Origin of the sequence: Mesorhizobium sp. M0898, from assembly GCF_040319695.1 — a bacterium.
In the GTDB taxonomy this organism is placed as follows: domain Bacteria; phylum Pseudomonadota; class Alphaproteobacteria; order Rhizobiales; family Rhizobiaceae; genus Mesorhizobium.
Genome location: NZ_JAMYOE010000015.1, coordinates 60982 through 76419 on the forward strand (window position 1 = coordinate 60982; position 15438 = coordinate 76419).

Genomic DNA, 15438 nt, shown 5'->3' on the forward strand with positions numbered 1-15438 from the left:
AGTCGTCGGCGTAGCGAACGAAGCAGTGCTTGCGTCGCTCCAGTTCCTTGTCGAGTTCGTCCAGCATTCCGACTTTGAAACATGGCTGATTTCCACACAGTCGCGGCGGGGCAAGACCGGCTTTTAAGCGTTTGAGACGGATCTCATGGATGGTCGCTGGCTCTGGATGACGGAAACGGATCAAAACGACGGCTGGATGCTCTGCATAGCCAACGAGATCACAATCTGCGGCTTCGGAAGCGAGGCTAGTCTCCATGACGTCAGGGCACGCCGCCGCTTCCGGTCTGCCAGCCTGACGCATGTGTCAACAGTTCCGAGCCGAAGCACTGCACCGCCCTCCCAGCCAAAGAAAGTTGGCTCGCCCGACTGGCAGAAGAAGGCCTCGATGCTTCGCGCCTTCGCGGGGCCGTCAGCCAGACCATCGCCGGTGGGCCGCCGAAGGAACGTGGCATCCTTGCCGCGCTGCGCCGATCCCGCTGCCGGAGCCGATCTCCAGGTCAAGATCTGATGCGACATCTGCTCGATACAAACCGCCTCGGAGCCCCTGCTCTAAAGGAGGGCCCAACGAAACGACCATAATCTTTTCATCTCCTCCCTCACAGCCGTCGAATTCGTCGCGGTGTGCTTGAGAAGCCGTCGGCAAGCGGCGTGACGAGCTCGAAAAATAGTTCGCGGCGTCGGACGGTGCACAGATGCTTTTTGCCGGCCGGGTCCTGTTGTACGACGAGAGGATGGTCCGGCTAGGCAAAGTGCCGGGCCCAAGGAGAGCCAGCTCAGCCTCAATCGCATCGGCCAGCGATTCTTTGAATTCGCGGTAGTCCACATTCATGCAACCACTGCCCTTGTCTTCGCGTTTAGCTGCGTTCAATCGTGGGGAGCGACAAGAATGCGGGCCTTCAGTCCAATTACAATCTGCCTCAATCGCAACCTGACGGTGGTCGCGTCCATAGCCGACGCAATGAAGGTGCTTCAGCAACCATGGCCTAGAATGGGAAAGCCGGGGCGGCTCAACGCGATCCGAATGGTCGAGGAGTCCCTCGCCGGGCATTGCAGCCAGCAAGCTGCGCTCGAGGCCTTCAAGGCGGCCGCGGCTGAACAGGGACTCCTTAGAACAAGAGGGACCACCGCAGGTCTGGGGAAAATTGCGCGGATGGTTGAAGATCTGATGTGAGGTCATGCCGGCCTCCCTAACACTGAAGAGCCGCCCCACTTGAAGCCCGAAATACTGCCTTCTCCCGCGGCAGCCGAAACGCCTCAAAACGGGCTATTAGCCTGGACGTGAGAAGGCCCTGGCTGTACAGTCTAAATGAGATCGACTGGTCGTCGTAGGCCCGTCGAAGTCAACGGGCTGGACCAAGCGTGTCAAAGACACGACTGGCGAAGAGATCGTGCCCAGCAGAGCGTGAGGGATCGCGATGCCAAGACCGATGCCGTCGAGCCGAGACACTCGCGGTCGAAGAGACCACGGAGAATCATCTGCTCATCAAGCCCAGTTCTCCGCGCAATCCTGATCGCGATTTTTGATAAGGTGCAGCCGCACTGTTTGGCCAGCGCAGAAATTCACCGTCGGTTAAGTGGGTCCTGGCTGTCCCGGACGCGGACAGCCGAGCGTCCGTGCGAAGCGTCGCGAGATTTTTGAACAAAAGCGCGAGCTCTCTACCTTACCGAGGGCTTCAGGCGGAAAGCGTTCAAGAGGGCCGTAGCGGCCAAGCAGCCGGGCAGCCGAGACCAGGCCGATGCCTTCGAGACCCGGATAGCCATCGGCGGCATCACCGACGAGCGCGAGGAAATCTGGAATGAGGGCCGGCTCAACTCCGAACTTCTCGCGTACACCCGCGCCATCGCGAATTTTCTGGGTCCTGCGGTCTACCTGGACCACGTGGTCACCGCGGACACACTGCGCGAGATCCTTGTCCGGCGTCCAGATGCACGCCTTCTGCACGCGCTCATCGGCAGCCGCGCTGTGCGCCGCGGAGGCCAGCGCGTCGTCGGCTTCGAGCTCCATCATCGGCCAGACCGCCACTCCCATCGCCGCCAAGGCTTCCTCGAGGGGGTGAAACTGCGCGAGCAACGCCGGCTCGATGCCATCCCCGGTCTTGTAGCCGGGCCAGAGCTGATTTCTAAAGATTCGACTACATGATCGGTAGCCACCCCAACGTGTGTGGCGCCATTCTCGATCATCTCCAGCACTGTGTTCAGCACGCCGACGACGGCGCCAAACGGCTTGTCATGGCCGTTGTTGAACCGGCGTTGGCCGTAGAAGTGGCGAAACAGTTCGTATGTGCCGTCCACTAAATGTACGATCATTGCAATCCTCGAGGAAAAGCATCCGGCCCGGTCTGCAAAGCTAGACGACAGTTGGCCTTCTCCAAACCTTCAAGTAGGTGCGCTCCGCGAACAACGAGAAGATCAGCTACCTGCCGCGCAAGCTCAGCGAAGAGGGCAGCGGCCCGTTCGGGACCTCTGCTACTATGCACCTTGGGGCAAACTTGCGATCTTCTACGCCGGCTACCACTGGTCCAGGGATTGATTAGGCTCGGTCGCATCGACGGCGGCTTCGATCCTCTGCTGGTGGGAGGCGAATTCCGCTCCGCATCGAACTCCTCTCCTGATCCCATACTGACGACAGGACAACAACAATGCTTGGAAGCTTGGAACAGTTCTTTATGGTCCTGGCGACATCCGCTGCGATGAAGTCGCCGACCCGAAGGTTCTTCATCCGACTGACCCATCATCCAGCTCTCGGCGACCTGCATTTGCGGCTCGGACCTGTGGCCGTATAGGGGGATCCAGAATGTCGAAGCCCCATGCACATGGGTCAAGAATACTGCGGCATCGTCATGGAGGTCGGCAGCGAAATCAGGACGGTTCGTCCCGGCCAGTTCGCTGGCGGAGAGTTGGCTTTCGAGTTTGCTGAGGCCGAGTGAGACGGCGCAAGCCACCTTGATGTTCTGAGTTCGCTCTGCACTGGGGTCATACACCTTGATATGGTCTTATGTCCTAGGACAGAGGACACACCGCATGAATGGGATGAAAAGTCAGGATATCGTGATGCTTCTGAAGCTCGTGAGCTTGCAGGAGCAGGAGGGGCAAGTTGGCTCCGGGGAGCTTCATTGGAGCTTCTCGGGCGAGGCCCCGTACTCAGTTCGCGGCCTGGAATCGCTACCCGGGATCAGCAAAACGAGATCGACGCTTCGATCAAGCGAACCCTCTCGTCGGGACTCGCCATCAAAGATCGAGATACGGGCCGAGCCAATCCCCCTCGCCGCAATCTACACAATTTTCTCGTCCACGGACTGAAATTTGTGTTCCCCGCAAGGCGGGCGGCATCACGCGCGGCATGCCGACGGCCTTTGCCGCGCCAATGCTAAAAGGACTGCTGATGAGCGGCGGTGAGTACATCCACATCTGGCCGTTTGCGGAAGGCCGGGATATGGGCCAATCGATCGAGCCCTTGTTCAAGAGCGTGCCTGAAGCTGTTCCGAAAGATGAGCGGCTGGACGAATATCTTGCGCTTGTCGATGCGATCCGGCTCGGAAACCAGCGGGAGGTGGGCCTTGCCGGTGAGCGGCTTTCTGAAAGGCTTCTGAAGAAATGACTACCATCAGAGGCGAGCTGCTCCACATGCTACAGATAGTAGCCGAGGCGCTGGGAAGCGACTTTCGGGAGCGTCTGATATTTGTGGGCGGATGCACGACCGCTCTTTTCATTACCGACGAAGTCACGCTTGGGGATGTCAGGGCGACGGACGATGTCGATCTCATTGTCGATCTACTCCGCAAAGCGCGGTGTTGGTCGGAGATAATAGAACCTTATACCGCAATCCAACTTAGCTAGTTGTAATGTCCCCTCCTCTTTTGCCGCAGCCAGGAATGCCCTGCAGGCCTCCTCCGGCTCCATCTGACGCTGCCCCCAGTTTCTATCCATTTTTGAGTTCCTCAGCCCTCCAGGAACGCCAGAAGCGCCGCATTCACCGCGTTGCTCTCTTCGCGTTGAACCCAATGCGTCCCCTCCTCGAAAGTCTGCAGGCGGCCATCGTCGCAAAGGGCGAGACTGCGCTTGGCCAGCCCGGATTCCAGAGCCTGGTCCTGCATCCCCCACATAACAAGAGTGGGCGTCGTGATCCGCTCCTTCAGGCTCGGGCGAAAGCGCAAGGCGCGATACCAGTTGAGCATGCTGGTCAGCGCCCCCGGCCGCTCCCAAGCCTGCCGATATTCTGCAATCTCCTCTTCTTCGAAGGCGCCTTCCCGGCTGGATGTCCTGAGTGCTCGTGCGAGCAAGGCGGAGCGCCGCGCACCCAAAACGGCTTCGGGCAGCAATGGGATCTGGAAGAAAACCACGTAACTGCTCCGCAGAAACTGCGTCGGAGATCGCAGGGCATGGGTAAACACCACGTCGGGATGGGGCGCATTCAGGATGACGAGCTTGTCCAGGCGATGAGGCAACTTTGCCCCGGCGGCCCAAGCGACGATGCCGCCCCAGTCATGGCCGGCGAGGTGAAACCTTCCGATGCCGAGCGCGTCGGCCAAGGCGAAGACATCGCCGAGGAGCTTGGGGAGCGTGTACTCGCGGATGCCCCCTGGCTTGTCGCTGGTGTTGTAGCCCCTCTGGTCGGGAACGATGACCCGATATCCGGCGGAAGCGAGCGTACCGATCTGCCGTCTCCAGCCGATCCAGAAGTCCGGGAAGCCGTGCAGGAGCATGACCGGCTTACCCCCGGCAGGCCCGGCCTGAACGACATGAAACCGAATGCTTCCGGCGTTGACGAACTGATGTTCAGGCGCGAGCGAGATCATGGCTGGTAACGCGAGTGTCCTAAAACTGATCCAGCGCAATGAGGATTATCAGGCTGTCGTCCCGACAACATGCACGCTCAGCCGTCGCATCCCAGCAGATGGGCATGGGAGCCGAAGGTCCAAGTGGGGATGCCGCGAGTGTTTCTGCAGCCGGGGTGTTATTTGCAAGCGCAGGTCTGCACCTGCATCCTTTGGCGCTACTATACGTTTCCCTGCGACGAAGGTGCTCCGGACCGGCGGCCATGTCGAAGAAAACAACCGAGGACGCTTACGAAGGTAAAGTGCAACTTGAGCGGCCGCCCGACCCGGAGGGCCGGGGACGCAATGCCGAATGGCCGTCAGAGATTCCTGGCCGCGGCTGGAAGGACGTGCTGTGGCGGATGTTCGCTGAGCTCACCGAGGACCGTGTTATGCTTATCGCGGCCGGGGCCGCATTCTATCTGCTTCTTGCCTTCTTTCCAGCGCTTGCCGCCTTCGTGTCCATCTACGGTCTCGTCGCCGATCCTCAGACCATCGCTGAGCACGTTGCGTTCCTTGGCGGCGTACTGCCCTCGGGAGGTCTGGATATTATCAGATCTCAGCTTGCGTCCTTAGCCGCTCAGAAGACTGGCGCGCTCAGCTTCGGCTTCATCTTCGGCCTTGCCGTCACACTGTGGAGCGCCAGTAACGGCATAAAGACGCTATTCGAAGCCATGAACATCGCCTACGAGGAGAGTGAAAAGCGCGGCTTCATCCACCTGAATCTCCTGGCCTTGGGCTTCACACTTGGCGCCATCCTCATTGGCATCGGCTTTATCGTCGCGGTGGGGATTGTGCCGGCCGTGCTTGCACTGCTGAACCTCGGCGGCTGGATCGAAGCCCTTGTGCGGATCCTTCGATGGCCGATGATGCTCATCATGGCTGGCGTTGGGACCACGCTGATTTACCGCTACGGGCCCAGCCGTGAAAGGGCAAAGTGGAAATGGGCGACATGGGGCGCCTTCCTCGCGGCTGTGGTCTGGATCGCAGTCTCGATAGGATTCTCCTACTATCTTGAAAACTTCGCCAACTACAACGCGACGTATGGAGCCCTTGGGGCAGTGATCGGCTTGATGATGTGGACTTGGATTTCTGTGATTATCCTGGTTGTAGGTGCGGAGCTGAATTCCGAGATGGAGCATCAGACAGCGATGGACACCACCACAGGTGCGCAGCAGCCGATGGGTTCGCGAGGTGCCACGGTCGCCGACCCGCTGGGCGGATCGGCCGATGACGCCGACCAGCAGTCGCGTTTTGACGAGCGCAATGCGTAGCGCGCAGCTCACTTTGCATGCCATGGTCAAGCGGCTGTAACCACGCCGCGGAGCGTGGCCCAGAACGGCTCAAGCCGCGGGCCCGGCTTGCCGAGGTGACAGGCGATCTCACCATCCAGAAGCAACGCAAAAGCGCCGTCGCCGATGCCGAACCCCTCGCCAGCCTCGACGAGGTCGTTGTTCTGCTGAAGCGTCAGAGCCACCGACTTGAAGGCGAGATCGCCTCGCTACGCGACGACGACCCGCTGTGGGCCTGTCTCGATTAGATCTTCCGTCCGGTCAACGGTGTCGCCCGCGTACTCCTGATGGCCGAGTTGTCCGAGATTGGCACCCTTTCCAATAAAGCCATCGCCAAACTCGTAGGCTTGGCGCCGATCGCCAGTGACAGCGGGAGGCGCAGCGGTCGAAGACCGGTGCGCGGCGGCCGTGAAGGTCCGCGCAGCCTCTCCTCGTCGCGCTCACCGTCGCCAGATATGGTCCCCACCTCGGCGCCTTCCATCAGAGTTGAAGCAGGCAGGGAAGGGACAGATGGGTGATTCGCATTGCGCTCGCCCGCAAGCAACTCGTCATTCCCAATGCAAACGCACCCGATCCGCGCACCGAGTTCGAAAATGCAACTTGGACACCCTAGCCAGTCGCTCATTGGGAACCAACGGGCCTTACCTCCGTTTGCTCCTCGAATGGAGGAAACCATGAACAACCGGAATTCTGAACGGCGACCCCCAACTGCGGTAAGGACTGGTGACGGTACCTCGGAAGACATAGGAGCAACCGTAAGGGGCGCCTTATCCAAAGCGTCGGACATAGCACAAGGGGCAGCGGGAACCGCCAAACGGGCGGCCGCTGGTGGCGCGTCCACCGTGACCAATCAGGTGAAGGAGATGTTGGACCGTCAGGTCGGCAGCGGCGCCGAGGTGATGGGCCAACTGGCGAGTTCGACCAAACGTGCGGCCGAGGACCTCGACACAAATGCACCGATCGTCGCTGGGGTCGTGCGCACCTTCGCCAATAGGCTTGATGGATACGCAGACGACCTGCGAGACAGATCCGTCGATCAACTGGTTCTTGCAGCGTCCGATTTGGCCAGGCGCAAGCCGGGTTTGGTGTTTGGGCTGGCCGCCGTAGCGGGTTTTTTGACATTCCGCACGCTGAAGAGCGCGCCTCCCGCTTCAGAATCCATCAAGGAAAGGCGGCCGGGAGCGAACTGATCTGATGGCACAGGAACAACTGAAGAATTCGCCTCTCCCTCAAGCACTGTCGGCAGTGTTGGCGGACGCCGCGGACCTCTTTCAAAAAGAGTTGCGCCTGGCGCATGCGGAGCTGTCCGCCAACGTCTCAACGAAGCTCCAAGCAGGTGTGTGGATGTCTGCTGCTGGCGCGCTGGGAGTGGTCGCCGCTCTGCTTCTAATGCAAGCCCTCGTACTTGGAATCTCGAGCTTAGGGATAGCCCTGCACTGGTCGTGTCTCATAGTCGCGACCGCAACGGCGGCTGCCGCTGTTTTCGCCTACTATAGGGGCCGCGCTGATGCGCAAAAAGAACTTCTGCCGACACACTCTATAAGCCAAATAAAGCAGGATATTGCGACAACCAAGGAGCAATTAACATGAGCCGCAATTCACAGGTCCAGGATTTTGGAACGAAAGAATGGCTTCTCAGCTCCGCTAGGAACAATCCCGAAGGCCTTCTGCTCGTCGCAGCAGGGTGCGCGCTGCTAATGCGCAGCCGCGGTTCAAGTGCCGGGCATCGCGAGCAATCCCGTGGAACCAACGGGCGCCAAAATGCTCCGCACGCACGCACCGCCAGCGGCGGGGCGTCAAAAGCGCAGGAACAGGCTAGCGAGACAGCTGAGGCCATGCGCGACAATTTAGCCGGCATTGGGGAGAAGGTGAGTGAAACCGCAAGTCACTACGCATCATCCGCCGCGTCATACGCAGAACAGGCCGGTCGCTCCGTATCCGAGAAGTCAGGGCGCGTGGTGCAGCAAGCCCAATCAACGTTGCAAGACACGATTGGCCGCATGGTGGAAGAACAGCCATTGGCTTTTGTTCTGGCCGGCTTCGCAGCCGGTGCCGCCATAGCTGCTGCTTTGCCGGCCAGCGATGTCGAGAGGCGCACGCTCGGCCCAGCAGGAGAGCGATTGACGGATGCTGCTGAAAAAGCTGGGGAACGCTTGAAGTCCTCGACATCAAAGGCGGGCGAACGGCTCAAAAGCGCCGCCGAGGAACATGGGCTGAATTCGGACGGCCTGAAGGAGGTCGCAAGGGACGTTGCGGGCGCCTTTGGAAGCGCCTTGTCAGAAGAGCAATCAAGTGAACCCGTGCAGCCGCCTTCGCCAAGCCCAAGTGGATCGAGCGGTTCATCCACTCCGGCCGCCAAGCTGCAACCGGGCAGCGCCACCCCTTCGGAAGGAATAACGGCCAAATCGCAGCGGTCGGGCAACGCTCGGTCGAGCAAACCTGCCCGCCCCGGTGGCAAGAGAGATTTATGATGGCCGATCCGCAACTTGAGCATCTTGAATACGAAGTTGAGGCTGCCCGGGCTAAGCTCGCCGAGGACTTGTCGACACTTCGGTCGCCAAACACGCTCTCCGAATTTACCGATGATTTGAAACACGAAGCGCTTGAGGCAAAGGATGCCCTGGTGGAGAAAGCAAGAGCCTCAATGCAATCGGTGGCGCAGGCGATTATTGACGATCTCAAGGCCAAGGCGGCTGCCAATCCGAGCGCTGCTTTGGCGATTGGGGCCGGTTTGGGGTGGCGTTTCCTCCGCCGTCCGCCGATCGCAACCGCACTTGTCGGAGCGGGATTGTTCAGCTTATTGCGGACCAATTCGGCCCGGCCACCCGGCGAGCAGCAGGTGGATCACCTATCGTACGCCAAGGAGCGCCTGAAGGAGCAATCTAGTGATTTGGCGGAAAGCGTCAGTGATTTCGCTCTTGAAACGGCTGGTAAAATAAAACGCCAAGCTGCCGAGTTGACCGGCGTGGCCAAGGAAACTGTAAAAGAGAAGACAGAACGTCTAGCTGCGGGTATCCGCCATAGCGGCGTTGGGCCGCACGAGGGCGAGACTGCCGCGAGAGCATCCGCACCCTTCGATGAAGCTTCGTTAGCTGTTCAAGACGCATCGGGCAATGAGCATACCGAGGACAAACTCCTTCTGGCGGCGGCAGGTTTGGCAGTCGCCGCGGCTGTCGGCTTTGCCTATCAACGACGTGTGAATGAGCAGATGGACACCGACCGAACTGGAAGAGCGTAGACAGAGGTCATTGCAGAGAAACAGTCGTCCTGAAGGCAAAGTATGATGCCGCGCTGACATTTATCGAGTCCCGACGAGTTCAGCCATCGGATTGCATATTCTGGAACCACGGACGGCGCGATGACGATGCGCACGGCGGAGAAGATCGGACAAAGCGGTCAACCCCTTCGAGCATGATGATCGTCGGCCGGTCGGTCACGGCCTTCAGCGAAACCGCCAGCGACCGGCTGAAGCGGAATTCACCCCGAAAACCGTGCAAGTGCTGCCGACCCCATAACGTGAGCGCAACGGCGCGCTCTGTCCGCTGTCAGGACGAACTTTCTCCGATCCGGCTTGGCGCTGCCGGTGCCCGCGCACGCAACTGCTCAGTCATCTAGAGCGTTCTCGGGCATTCCGCTATCGCGACCTCGTTTGGAACGTTTTAACACGCCCACTCGAGCTTTATTTCGCCGAGCGCTGCGCTAGCCCTTCCGATCTGGCTATTGCCAATGCGTATTTGACCAGGCTTGCGCAGGCGAACGCTTCGACTCTCTAAGTGACGACGCCGCAATATTAGCATCGCTCGTCGTTGCAATTTCTCGAAATGCGCAGCTCGACGACCGCCTGCTAGGCGTGTTCGTTGCCCAGCGTTCACGAAGGGGGACGCGCTAGCGGACGAATCCCGATCACCCAGTTTACGGTTACTACGTTCCTACCCGATCACCGCTTGGCGCTGTCGCTGTCCGCTTCGGCCCGCGCAAGGAACTGCTCGGTCGTGGAGGGAAGACGGGATTTCAGCCAATCCGCCATCGCGACTTCCTCTCGCAGATTCTCTTCGCAAGCCCGAAGTACCTCGCTTTCGCCGAGCGATCGAGCAGCGGCAATCAGGATCGTGTAGGAGGCGATTTCCATGTGCTCGAACGTGTAGCTCGCGAGCGATCCTTTCATCACCTCGTCTCCAGCGAAGACGCCGCTCAGCGATTGCGCCATCGCCGTCAGCTTACCGCCAGCATCCTTCATCGTGGATGAACCCTCGTCCATCTGATCGAGACAAGTCTTGAGCCGGGCAGCCTGCTGCTTGGTCTCGTCGAGGTGCTGTCGGATTCGGTCGCTCAGTTCGGGATAATTCTCGATACGACTCAACTGCCCGTTCAACATCGTTTCGGCCTGCTCTTCCATGGCATGGGCATCTCTAAGCCATTGGACAAACCATTCGCGGCTTTCTGACATCTCGAATCTCCTTTGCGATCTAAGGAAACTTTCAGAAGAGGACATTGTTCCGGAGTAGAGCCCGCCGAACGGGCCTTGACCGTCGCAGAGATCAGCGCCGTGGCGGGTCTCAATTCACCTCGCGAAAAATCCTGCAGCGATGCGTGGAAAAGGCGAAGATCGGGAAGATCGGCGCAAGGAAAACGGCCCGTGGACGCTCGCCGCTGCGCCGCTCCATCACACAGTCCAACTGGCACTGGCCGCTTCCTGGCCATCCGACGCGGCGACATATTGAAGGTCCCGCATGGCATACTGCGACCGCTGCATGTCGTTCCTGGCAAGTAAGAACGGCAAGCAGATGAAGCTACCAGCGCTCGGCGAAGCTGAAGTGGATTCTCGACGAGGCGCTGATCGCGGCCGCTGGCGCTCCGCATTGAGCCTTGTGCCTCACCGCGCCACCGCAGTCACAAGGAACGCGACGGCCTCTCCGCTCGTTGATTGCTTTTCGACTCGAGCCGCCGTCATGAGATTCTAATATACGCCGGCCATCCTAAGGCTGACCTACGACCAGAGTTACAAAAGTTGAACTTCATCGGGGAACACTCCTTCTGTCTGCCTGTTCAATTTGCCAGGCGCATCCCGCGCATTCAGACAGGAGAAAGAAGATGAAACGCATCCTTTTGGCTTCGGCCGTGCTGGCGGTGTCGGCCGGGCTTTCCTTTGCCCAGACGACCAGCGGAACTTCGAGCGGAACCTCGACGAGCGGAACCTCGACCACGACGACCATGCCCAGCACGACGGATCAGGGCACCGGCACGACGAGCAGCGGGACCAACATGTCCGGCGATCAAGGCACCGACACGACCACCACCAGCGGCACCACAAATCCGAACTCGGCCAGAGACTGCGCGCCCGGCCAGCAGACTGGCAGCGCTCAGCAGGCGGCGCCAGGTCAGCAGGACACGGCAGCCAACACCGCCGCGCCAGGCCAGGTCAAAAAGACCGACGAAGGTTGCTGATTGGCACATCGGCTCAGGTTGGAATCACCAGCGTGTGGCTGGATGATCTCCCCCGACCACCGCCTGAACTCAACTCGGCTGGCGAGCAAGTTGCCGCCAGCCGAGCGTCAGTTGAGGAACCTTGTGCTTGCTTGTGCTTTCAGTGGGCAGGCCTGGCTTCTGTTTGCTTTCGGTCAGATACATATCCGCCTGCTCGCGCATCATGCCTGAAGGGAGCTGCGGTCGCGCTCAGAGGAGAGCCGCGCTGTATTGCCGATAGCGCTAGAGCGAAGAAGCCCTACGGCAACCGGCAGTTGGACTGACACCAAGTTGGCTCCGAGAGCGTTGGGAACAGCCTGGCACGGCACGTTGCTCAGTTTGGACCTTCGCAAAGGATGCATGGATGGCGAAAGACGTTTCTCGCGAGGAAGAGCAACGCGGCACCGGAAAGGTCCTCATCTGGGGCGCCGCGATCGCCCTTGTTCTCTTTGTTGCCCTGCTGGCCATATTCGTTCTGGGGTAGTCCTGACTGCTGCAGCAGGATCTAACTTGGGTGCACGACGTTCTGAGCCTAGAGAGCTGCAGAGCCTACTTGGATCTTGAGCACCGTGGGGTTGAATGCAAGTCCGTGTGGTGCAAGTGACTGCTAGGCTTTCACGGTTTTGGTGTCCTCTTCGGTTTAGATGCCGCGGGCCGACGTCACAGCAAGTGCGGCCTTCAGGCGCTGCTCCCGAAGCCGCGGTCTTTGCGTCTCGTGCCGCACGCTCAATGTCGGTCAATCCTCGTGCAGCATCCGAGGCGCGCTCGTCTCTGGCTTGTCTTTCTTTCTCGGTAGGCAAATTCCTACACTCCGATGTGCCAGCACAGTCGGCTGTCGCACCCAACCACGGTCGCCATATCGTATTCCAACAGAAAAAACCCGCCTCGACTGCCGCTGAGCGCGCGCATCCCCGCCTCTGGAACGCTTCAAATACTTTGCCGTTGTTAAAGGCACCTGCAGGAGCCAGGCATGAGAGTATTCCAACGAATTTTGCCGCTCGCCGTGTTCGCCTTGCAGCTTTTTGCCGTGCAGTCATTTGCTCAGACCGAGCAGCAAGATCTGCCGGGGCAAGGCGCATCATCGACAACCGAAGATGCCCAGGATGTCGGCGTCGACGTTTCGCTTGGCAGGCACGAAGTGAAACAGCAGATCGCAAGGGAGCTTGGAATCTCCGAGGTGGAAGTGCCTCTGGCAGTTCATGTGCCTATCGAGCTCGCCAAGCGGGTCTGCGAGAAAGAGGTATTCGACGCACGCGCCAATGTGAACCGAAGCTGCACCGCGACGAAATACATCCCGGAAATTGCCGAAGCAGCACGAAATCGTCCGCAAACCTCTGCCGTTCCGGAGCAATAGGCGAAGACGAATACTATGGGATACAGAAGGGGTGCTTGGCTACTCTGGTCGATCGACAAAGCGCCCCCCGAAAGTGTGGAGCTTGCGCGTAAGTTTTCAGGCAGCGTCGATACCGCTTGGCTTCCCCAGAGGATGAATCAGTTTGGGGCCGTATGCTTCGACAAAAGGCGCACACCAGATTGCGAAGGCAACCTTCGACCAGTAGAGGCGGACACTGCTTGTTAGCAGCATCTTGATGATCGCCAGACTGACGAGCTTCTCTGGTCAGCCTAGTAGCTTTTTGAGACTCCCCGCCCTTTTAGGTATACTTTCCCCTGACTGTCGACAATTGTTAGGGCGTCCTCAGCTGTGAGCGACCATCGCCCTTCCGCCCCGATCGGGAGACAGCGCAGATGGAAACCTCGTTCAAGAACGAACTGTTGCGGCGCCTGAGCGCACCGGATCTGACGTTGCTGCAGCCTCACCTCGAAGCCCGTCACTTGGGACTGAGGACGCACCTGGAGCAGACCTCGGTCCCGATTGACACCGTCGATTTCTTCGAGAGCGGTCTCGGGTTAATGGTGGCGAAGCTTCGGGCTGAGGTCGAGGCCGAGGTTGGCCTTATTGGCTTTGACGGTATGACCGGGGCAGCCCTGGTCATGGGTGAGGACCGGTCCCCACACGATTGCTTTGTTCAATTGAAGGCTGAAGCTATTGCTATAGACGCGCGTTGGCGGATCGTTCTTATGGGCAGCCCGAGGCGGAATACATCCGACTGATCGGGACGCCCCCGTTGCTCATGATGTCACCCGTGCTGCCCTCTCTCCCGTCGCTGACCACATTCGGGAGGTGGCGATTGGCACCTGTCAGGACGTTCTGGCAAGGGTTGTCCAACGGTATGAAACCGCAGTGTCGATCCAGGACAGGATCGTTGAACATTGCAAGGAGGTCGGATTAACACCGCAAGCAGATGAAGCTTTTTTGCAGGCCTTGTGGTTGTCGCTGGCGAAGGCCAGGACGGCCTTGGAGCGTGAGGTCCCCCCGGCACCGCTGCACCTGGCCGGCCGCTCTAGTCCTGGACAATTGCCGACCTCGTCGCTGGTCAGCATGCCAGAATGTCGATGGCGGAAGCCATGAGGACCCCGATTGAATGTTCTCATTCGTTTGTGATCGGGGGTGCAAGTCAATCCGGCTCCAGCGCATGTTGGCCTCAGGAACAAACCGCCGTCGCATCCGTTCAGCATCGCGAAGGACGACACGGCTGTCCACGGCCTTTCCGGTACTGCAAAGGAGACATGACATGCTCGGTCCGCAGAGGGGTTTTCGAAGACCATCTGAGGCTTCGCGCCGCTGGCGACATCGAGGAGGATCTTAGGTGCAACTATGCTGTGGACGTGGTCCTCTTGACCTCGAATTCGAATTTAGAGGCCATGATGCCGTCCGCCTGTCGTCCAAACGCCTGCGCGAGCAGCTGCCTCAAGGTGAGTTCAACTACATCGGAAAACAGGTCCGCGGCCCCTATACACTGCTGATCTGGTCGGCAACTTCGTCCAGGTTCGACGCCATTGGGGGCACGAGAAGAGATCGGGAACCTTGATCAGGTGCGGGCAAAGGTCCGTTACGAAAAATGCGGCCGCAAGGACTCGATGACAGCGGAAACCCTTCAGGCAGACGATCCTCATTCCGGAACTTCCGCAATGGAGCGCAGCCGAGATGCTCAAGCCGCTGCTGGCGCGGCGGACTGAAATCAGCGGTCAACCCGACCGTCGCTCGCTGTTGGCTGCCGGTGTGCCGTCGCCGAAGGAACAACAAGAGACTGGTCCAGTTAGAGCCATGCATGCGTCGATAGAAATGAAAGAGGAGATGACAATGGCGACGAAAAAAAGCTCTCAGGGCAGCTCCAAGGGCTTGGAAGACCTTTTCTATGATGGTCTGAAAGACATCTACTACGCCGAACGCAAGATTCTGACGGCGCTCCGGAAAATGGCAAAGGGCGCGGAGTCCGAAGAGTTGAAGGCGGCGTTCGAAAAACATCGTGACGAGACGGAAGGTCAGATCGAGCGTCTGCAGCAAGTTTTCGACGCCTTTGGCAAGAGAGCCCAAGGGAAAACGTGCCCGGCGATCGACGGCATCATCGAAGAAGGACAGGAGATTTTGGAGGAATTCGAGGAGGCTCCGGCATTGGACGCGGGTCTCGTGGCTGCAGCCCAGTCCGTCGAACATTATGAAATAGCGCGCTACGGGACTCTTGTCACATGGGCCGGGTTACTTGGCTTGAAAGACGCCGTCCCGCTACTCGAACAGACGCTCAAGGAAGAAAAAGCAACCGATGAGGCGCTCACCCGACTAGGCGAAACAGGCGTCAACGAACGGGCGATGCAACAGGCCGCATAACTTCGGATCGAATCGACGCGACCGCGGCCCCCGGCAGACGGGATTGGAGCTTGGTTGTATTCGCCAATCCAGGCACGCGTGTACACCGCAGCCGCCGAGCCGTCGACGTGGTGGTGGCCGACCGGTTTCGACTAGGCCACCG

The 15438-nt window shown here is 59.4% G+C and carries 15 protein-coding genes and 3 pseudogenes; 15 read left to right on the top strand and 3 right to left on the bottom strand.

Features of this window, described 5'->3' with window-relative positions; all coding sequences use genetic code 11:
- Positions 1–70: 70 nt before the first annotated feature.
- Both NKH90_RS17545 and NKH90_RS17550 read left to right on the top strand, forming a co-directional pair.
- Positions 71–223: pseudogene (locus tag NKH90_RS17545) on the top strand (diguanylate cyclase); the annotation flags it as partial.
- A gap of 735 nt (positions 224–958) precedes the next feature.
- Positions 959–1171 (top strand): DUF982 domain-containing protein, encoded by a 213-nt coding sequence (locus NKH90_RS17550; RefSeq protein ID WP_352516152.1) that lies wholly within the window; start codon positions 959–961, stop codon positions 1169–1171.
- Between the two features lie 399 nt (positions 1172–1570).
- Here the strand turns inward: NKH90_RS17550 and NKH90_RS17555 are convergent, their stop codons facing one another.
- On the bottom strand, positions 1571–2128 hold the full coding sequence (locus NKH90_RS17555; RefSeq protein ID WP_352508345.1) for a 5'-3' exonuclease: 558 nt from the start codon (positions 2126–2128) through the stop codon (positions 1571–1573).
- A gap of 153 nt (positions 2129–2281) precedes the next feature.
- Here NKH90_RS17555 and NKH90_RS17560 point away from each other — a divergent pair, with 153 nt between their 5' ends.
- From NKH90_RS17560 to NKH90_RS17570, 3 genes and pseudogenes are all read left to right on the top strand, one after another.
- A complete protein-coding gene (locus NKH90_RS17560; protein WP_352516146.1) occupies positions 2282–2530 on the top strand; it encodes a cyclophilin-like fold protein in 249 nt (82 codons plus the stop codon).
- 150 nt (positions 2531–2680) lie between these two features.
- Positions 2681–2894 (top strand): annotated as a pseudogene (locus NKH90_RS17565) (alcohol dehydrogenase catalytic domain-containing protein); the annotation flags it as partial.
- Between the two features lie 446 nt (positions 2895–3340).
- Positions 3341–3598, top strand: coding sequence for a hypothetical protein (locus tag NKH90_RS17570; protein WP_352508334.1), 258 nt, complete (start codon positions 3341–3343; stop codon positions 3596–3598).
- A gap of 340 nt (positions 3599–3938) precedes the next feature.
- Here the strand turns inward: NKH90_RS17570 and NKH90_RS17575 are convergent, their stop codons facing one another.
- Positions 3939–4796 (bottom strand): alpha/beta fold hydrolase, encoded by an 858-nt coding sequence (locus NKH90_RS17575; protein WP_352508333.1) that lies wholly within the window; start codon positions 4794–4796, stop codon positions 3939–3941.
- Positions 4797–5038: 242 nt separating this feature from the next.
- Here NKH90_RS17575 and NKH90_RS17580 point away from each other — a divergent pair, with 242 nt between their 5' ends.
- From NKH90_RS17580 to NKH90_RS17610, 6 genes and pseudogenes are all read left to right on the top strand, one after another.
- A complete protein-coding gene (locus NKH90_RS17580; RefSeq protein ID WP_352820188.1) occupies positions 5039–6088 on the top strand; it encodes a YihY/virulence factor BrkB family protein in 1050 nt (349 codons plus the stop codon).
- A 62-nt stretch (positions 6089–6150) separates the two neighbouring features.
- Positions 6151–6719 (top strand): annotated as a pseudogene (locus tag NKH90_RS34870) (transposase); the annotation flags it as partial.
- 229 nt (positions 6720–6948) lie between these two features.
- Positions 6949–7296, top strand: a complete 348-nt coding sequence (locus NKH90_RS17595) for a hypothetical protein (RefSeq protein WP_352508329.1) — start codon at positions 6949–6951, stop codon at positions 7294–7296.
- Positions 7297–7300: 4 nt separating this feature from the next.
- Positions 7301–7696, top strand: coding sequence for a phage holin family protein (locus tag NKH90_RS17600; RefSeq protein ID WP_352508328.1), 396 nt, complete (start codon positions 7301–7303; stop codon positions 7694–7696).
- Complete coding sequence (locus NKH90_RS17605) at positions 7693–8577, top strand: hypothetical protein (protein WP_352508327.1); 885 nt, start codon at positions 7693–7695, stop codon at positions 8575–8577. The genes NKH90_RS17600 and NKH90_RS17605 overlap by 4 nt, the downstream gene beginning before the upstream one ends.
- Complete coding sequence (locus NKH90_RS17610; protein ID WP_352508326.1) at positions 8574–9344, top strand: hypothetical protein; 771 nt, start codon at positions 8574–8576, stop codon at positions 9342–9344. The genes NKH90_RS17605 and NKH90_RS17610 overlap by 4 nt, the downstream gene beginning before the upstream one ends.
- A gap of 699 nt (positions 9345–10043) precedes the next feature.
- On the opposite strand, the gene NKH90_RS17615 is transcribed toward NKH90_RS17610, so the two are convergent.
- The gene (locus NKH90_RS17615; RefSeq protein WP_352508344.1) at positions 10044–10553 is read right to left on the bottom strand and encodes a ferritin-like domain-containing protein; all 510 of its coding nucleotides are present in this window, start codon (positions 10551–10553) and stop codon (positions 10044–10046) included.
- A 644-nt stretch (positions 10554–11197) separates the two neighbouring features.
- Here NKH90_RS17615 and NKH90_RS17620 point away from each other — a divergent pair.
- The 4 genes from NKH90_RS17620 to NKH90_RS17635 all read left to right on the top strand — a co-directional run bounded on the left by NKH90_RS17620 (position 11198) and on the right by NKH90_RS17635 (position 15296).
- The gene (locus NKH90_RS17620) at positions 11198–11551 is read left to right on the top strand and encodes a hypothetical protein (protein WP_023680319.1); all 354 of its coding nucleotides are present in this window, start codon (positions 11198–11200) and stop codon (positions 11549–11551) included.
- 988 nt (positions 11552–12539) lie between these two features.
- Complete coding sequence (locus tag NKH90_RS17625) at positions 12540–12923, top strand: hypothetical protein (protein WP_156937370.1); 384 nt, start codon at positions 12540–12542, stop codon at positions 12921–12923.
- A 392-nt stretch (positions 12924–13315) separates the two neighbouring features.
- Positions 13316–13681 carry a hypothetical protein gene (locus tag NKH90_RS17630; RefSeq protein WP_023677855.1) on the top strand — a complete coding sequence of 122 codons (366 nt, stop codon included), beginning with the start codon at positions 13316–13318 and terminating at the stop codon, positions 13679–13681.
- Positions 13682–14771: 1090 nt separating this feature from the next.
- Complete coding sequence (locus NKH90_RS17635; protein ID WP_023677856.1) at positions 14772–15296, top strand: YciE/YciF ferroxidase family protein; 525 nt, start codon at positions 14772–14774, stop codon at positions 15294–15296.
- The last annotated feature ends 142 nt before the right edge of the window (positions 15297–15438 follow it).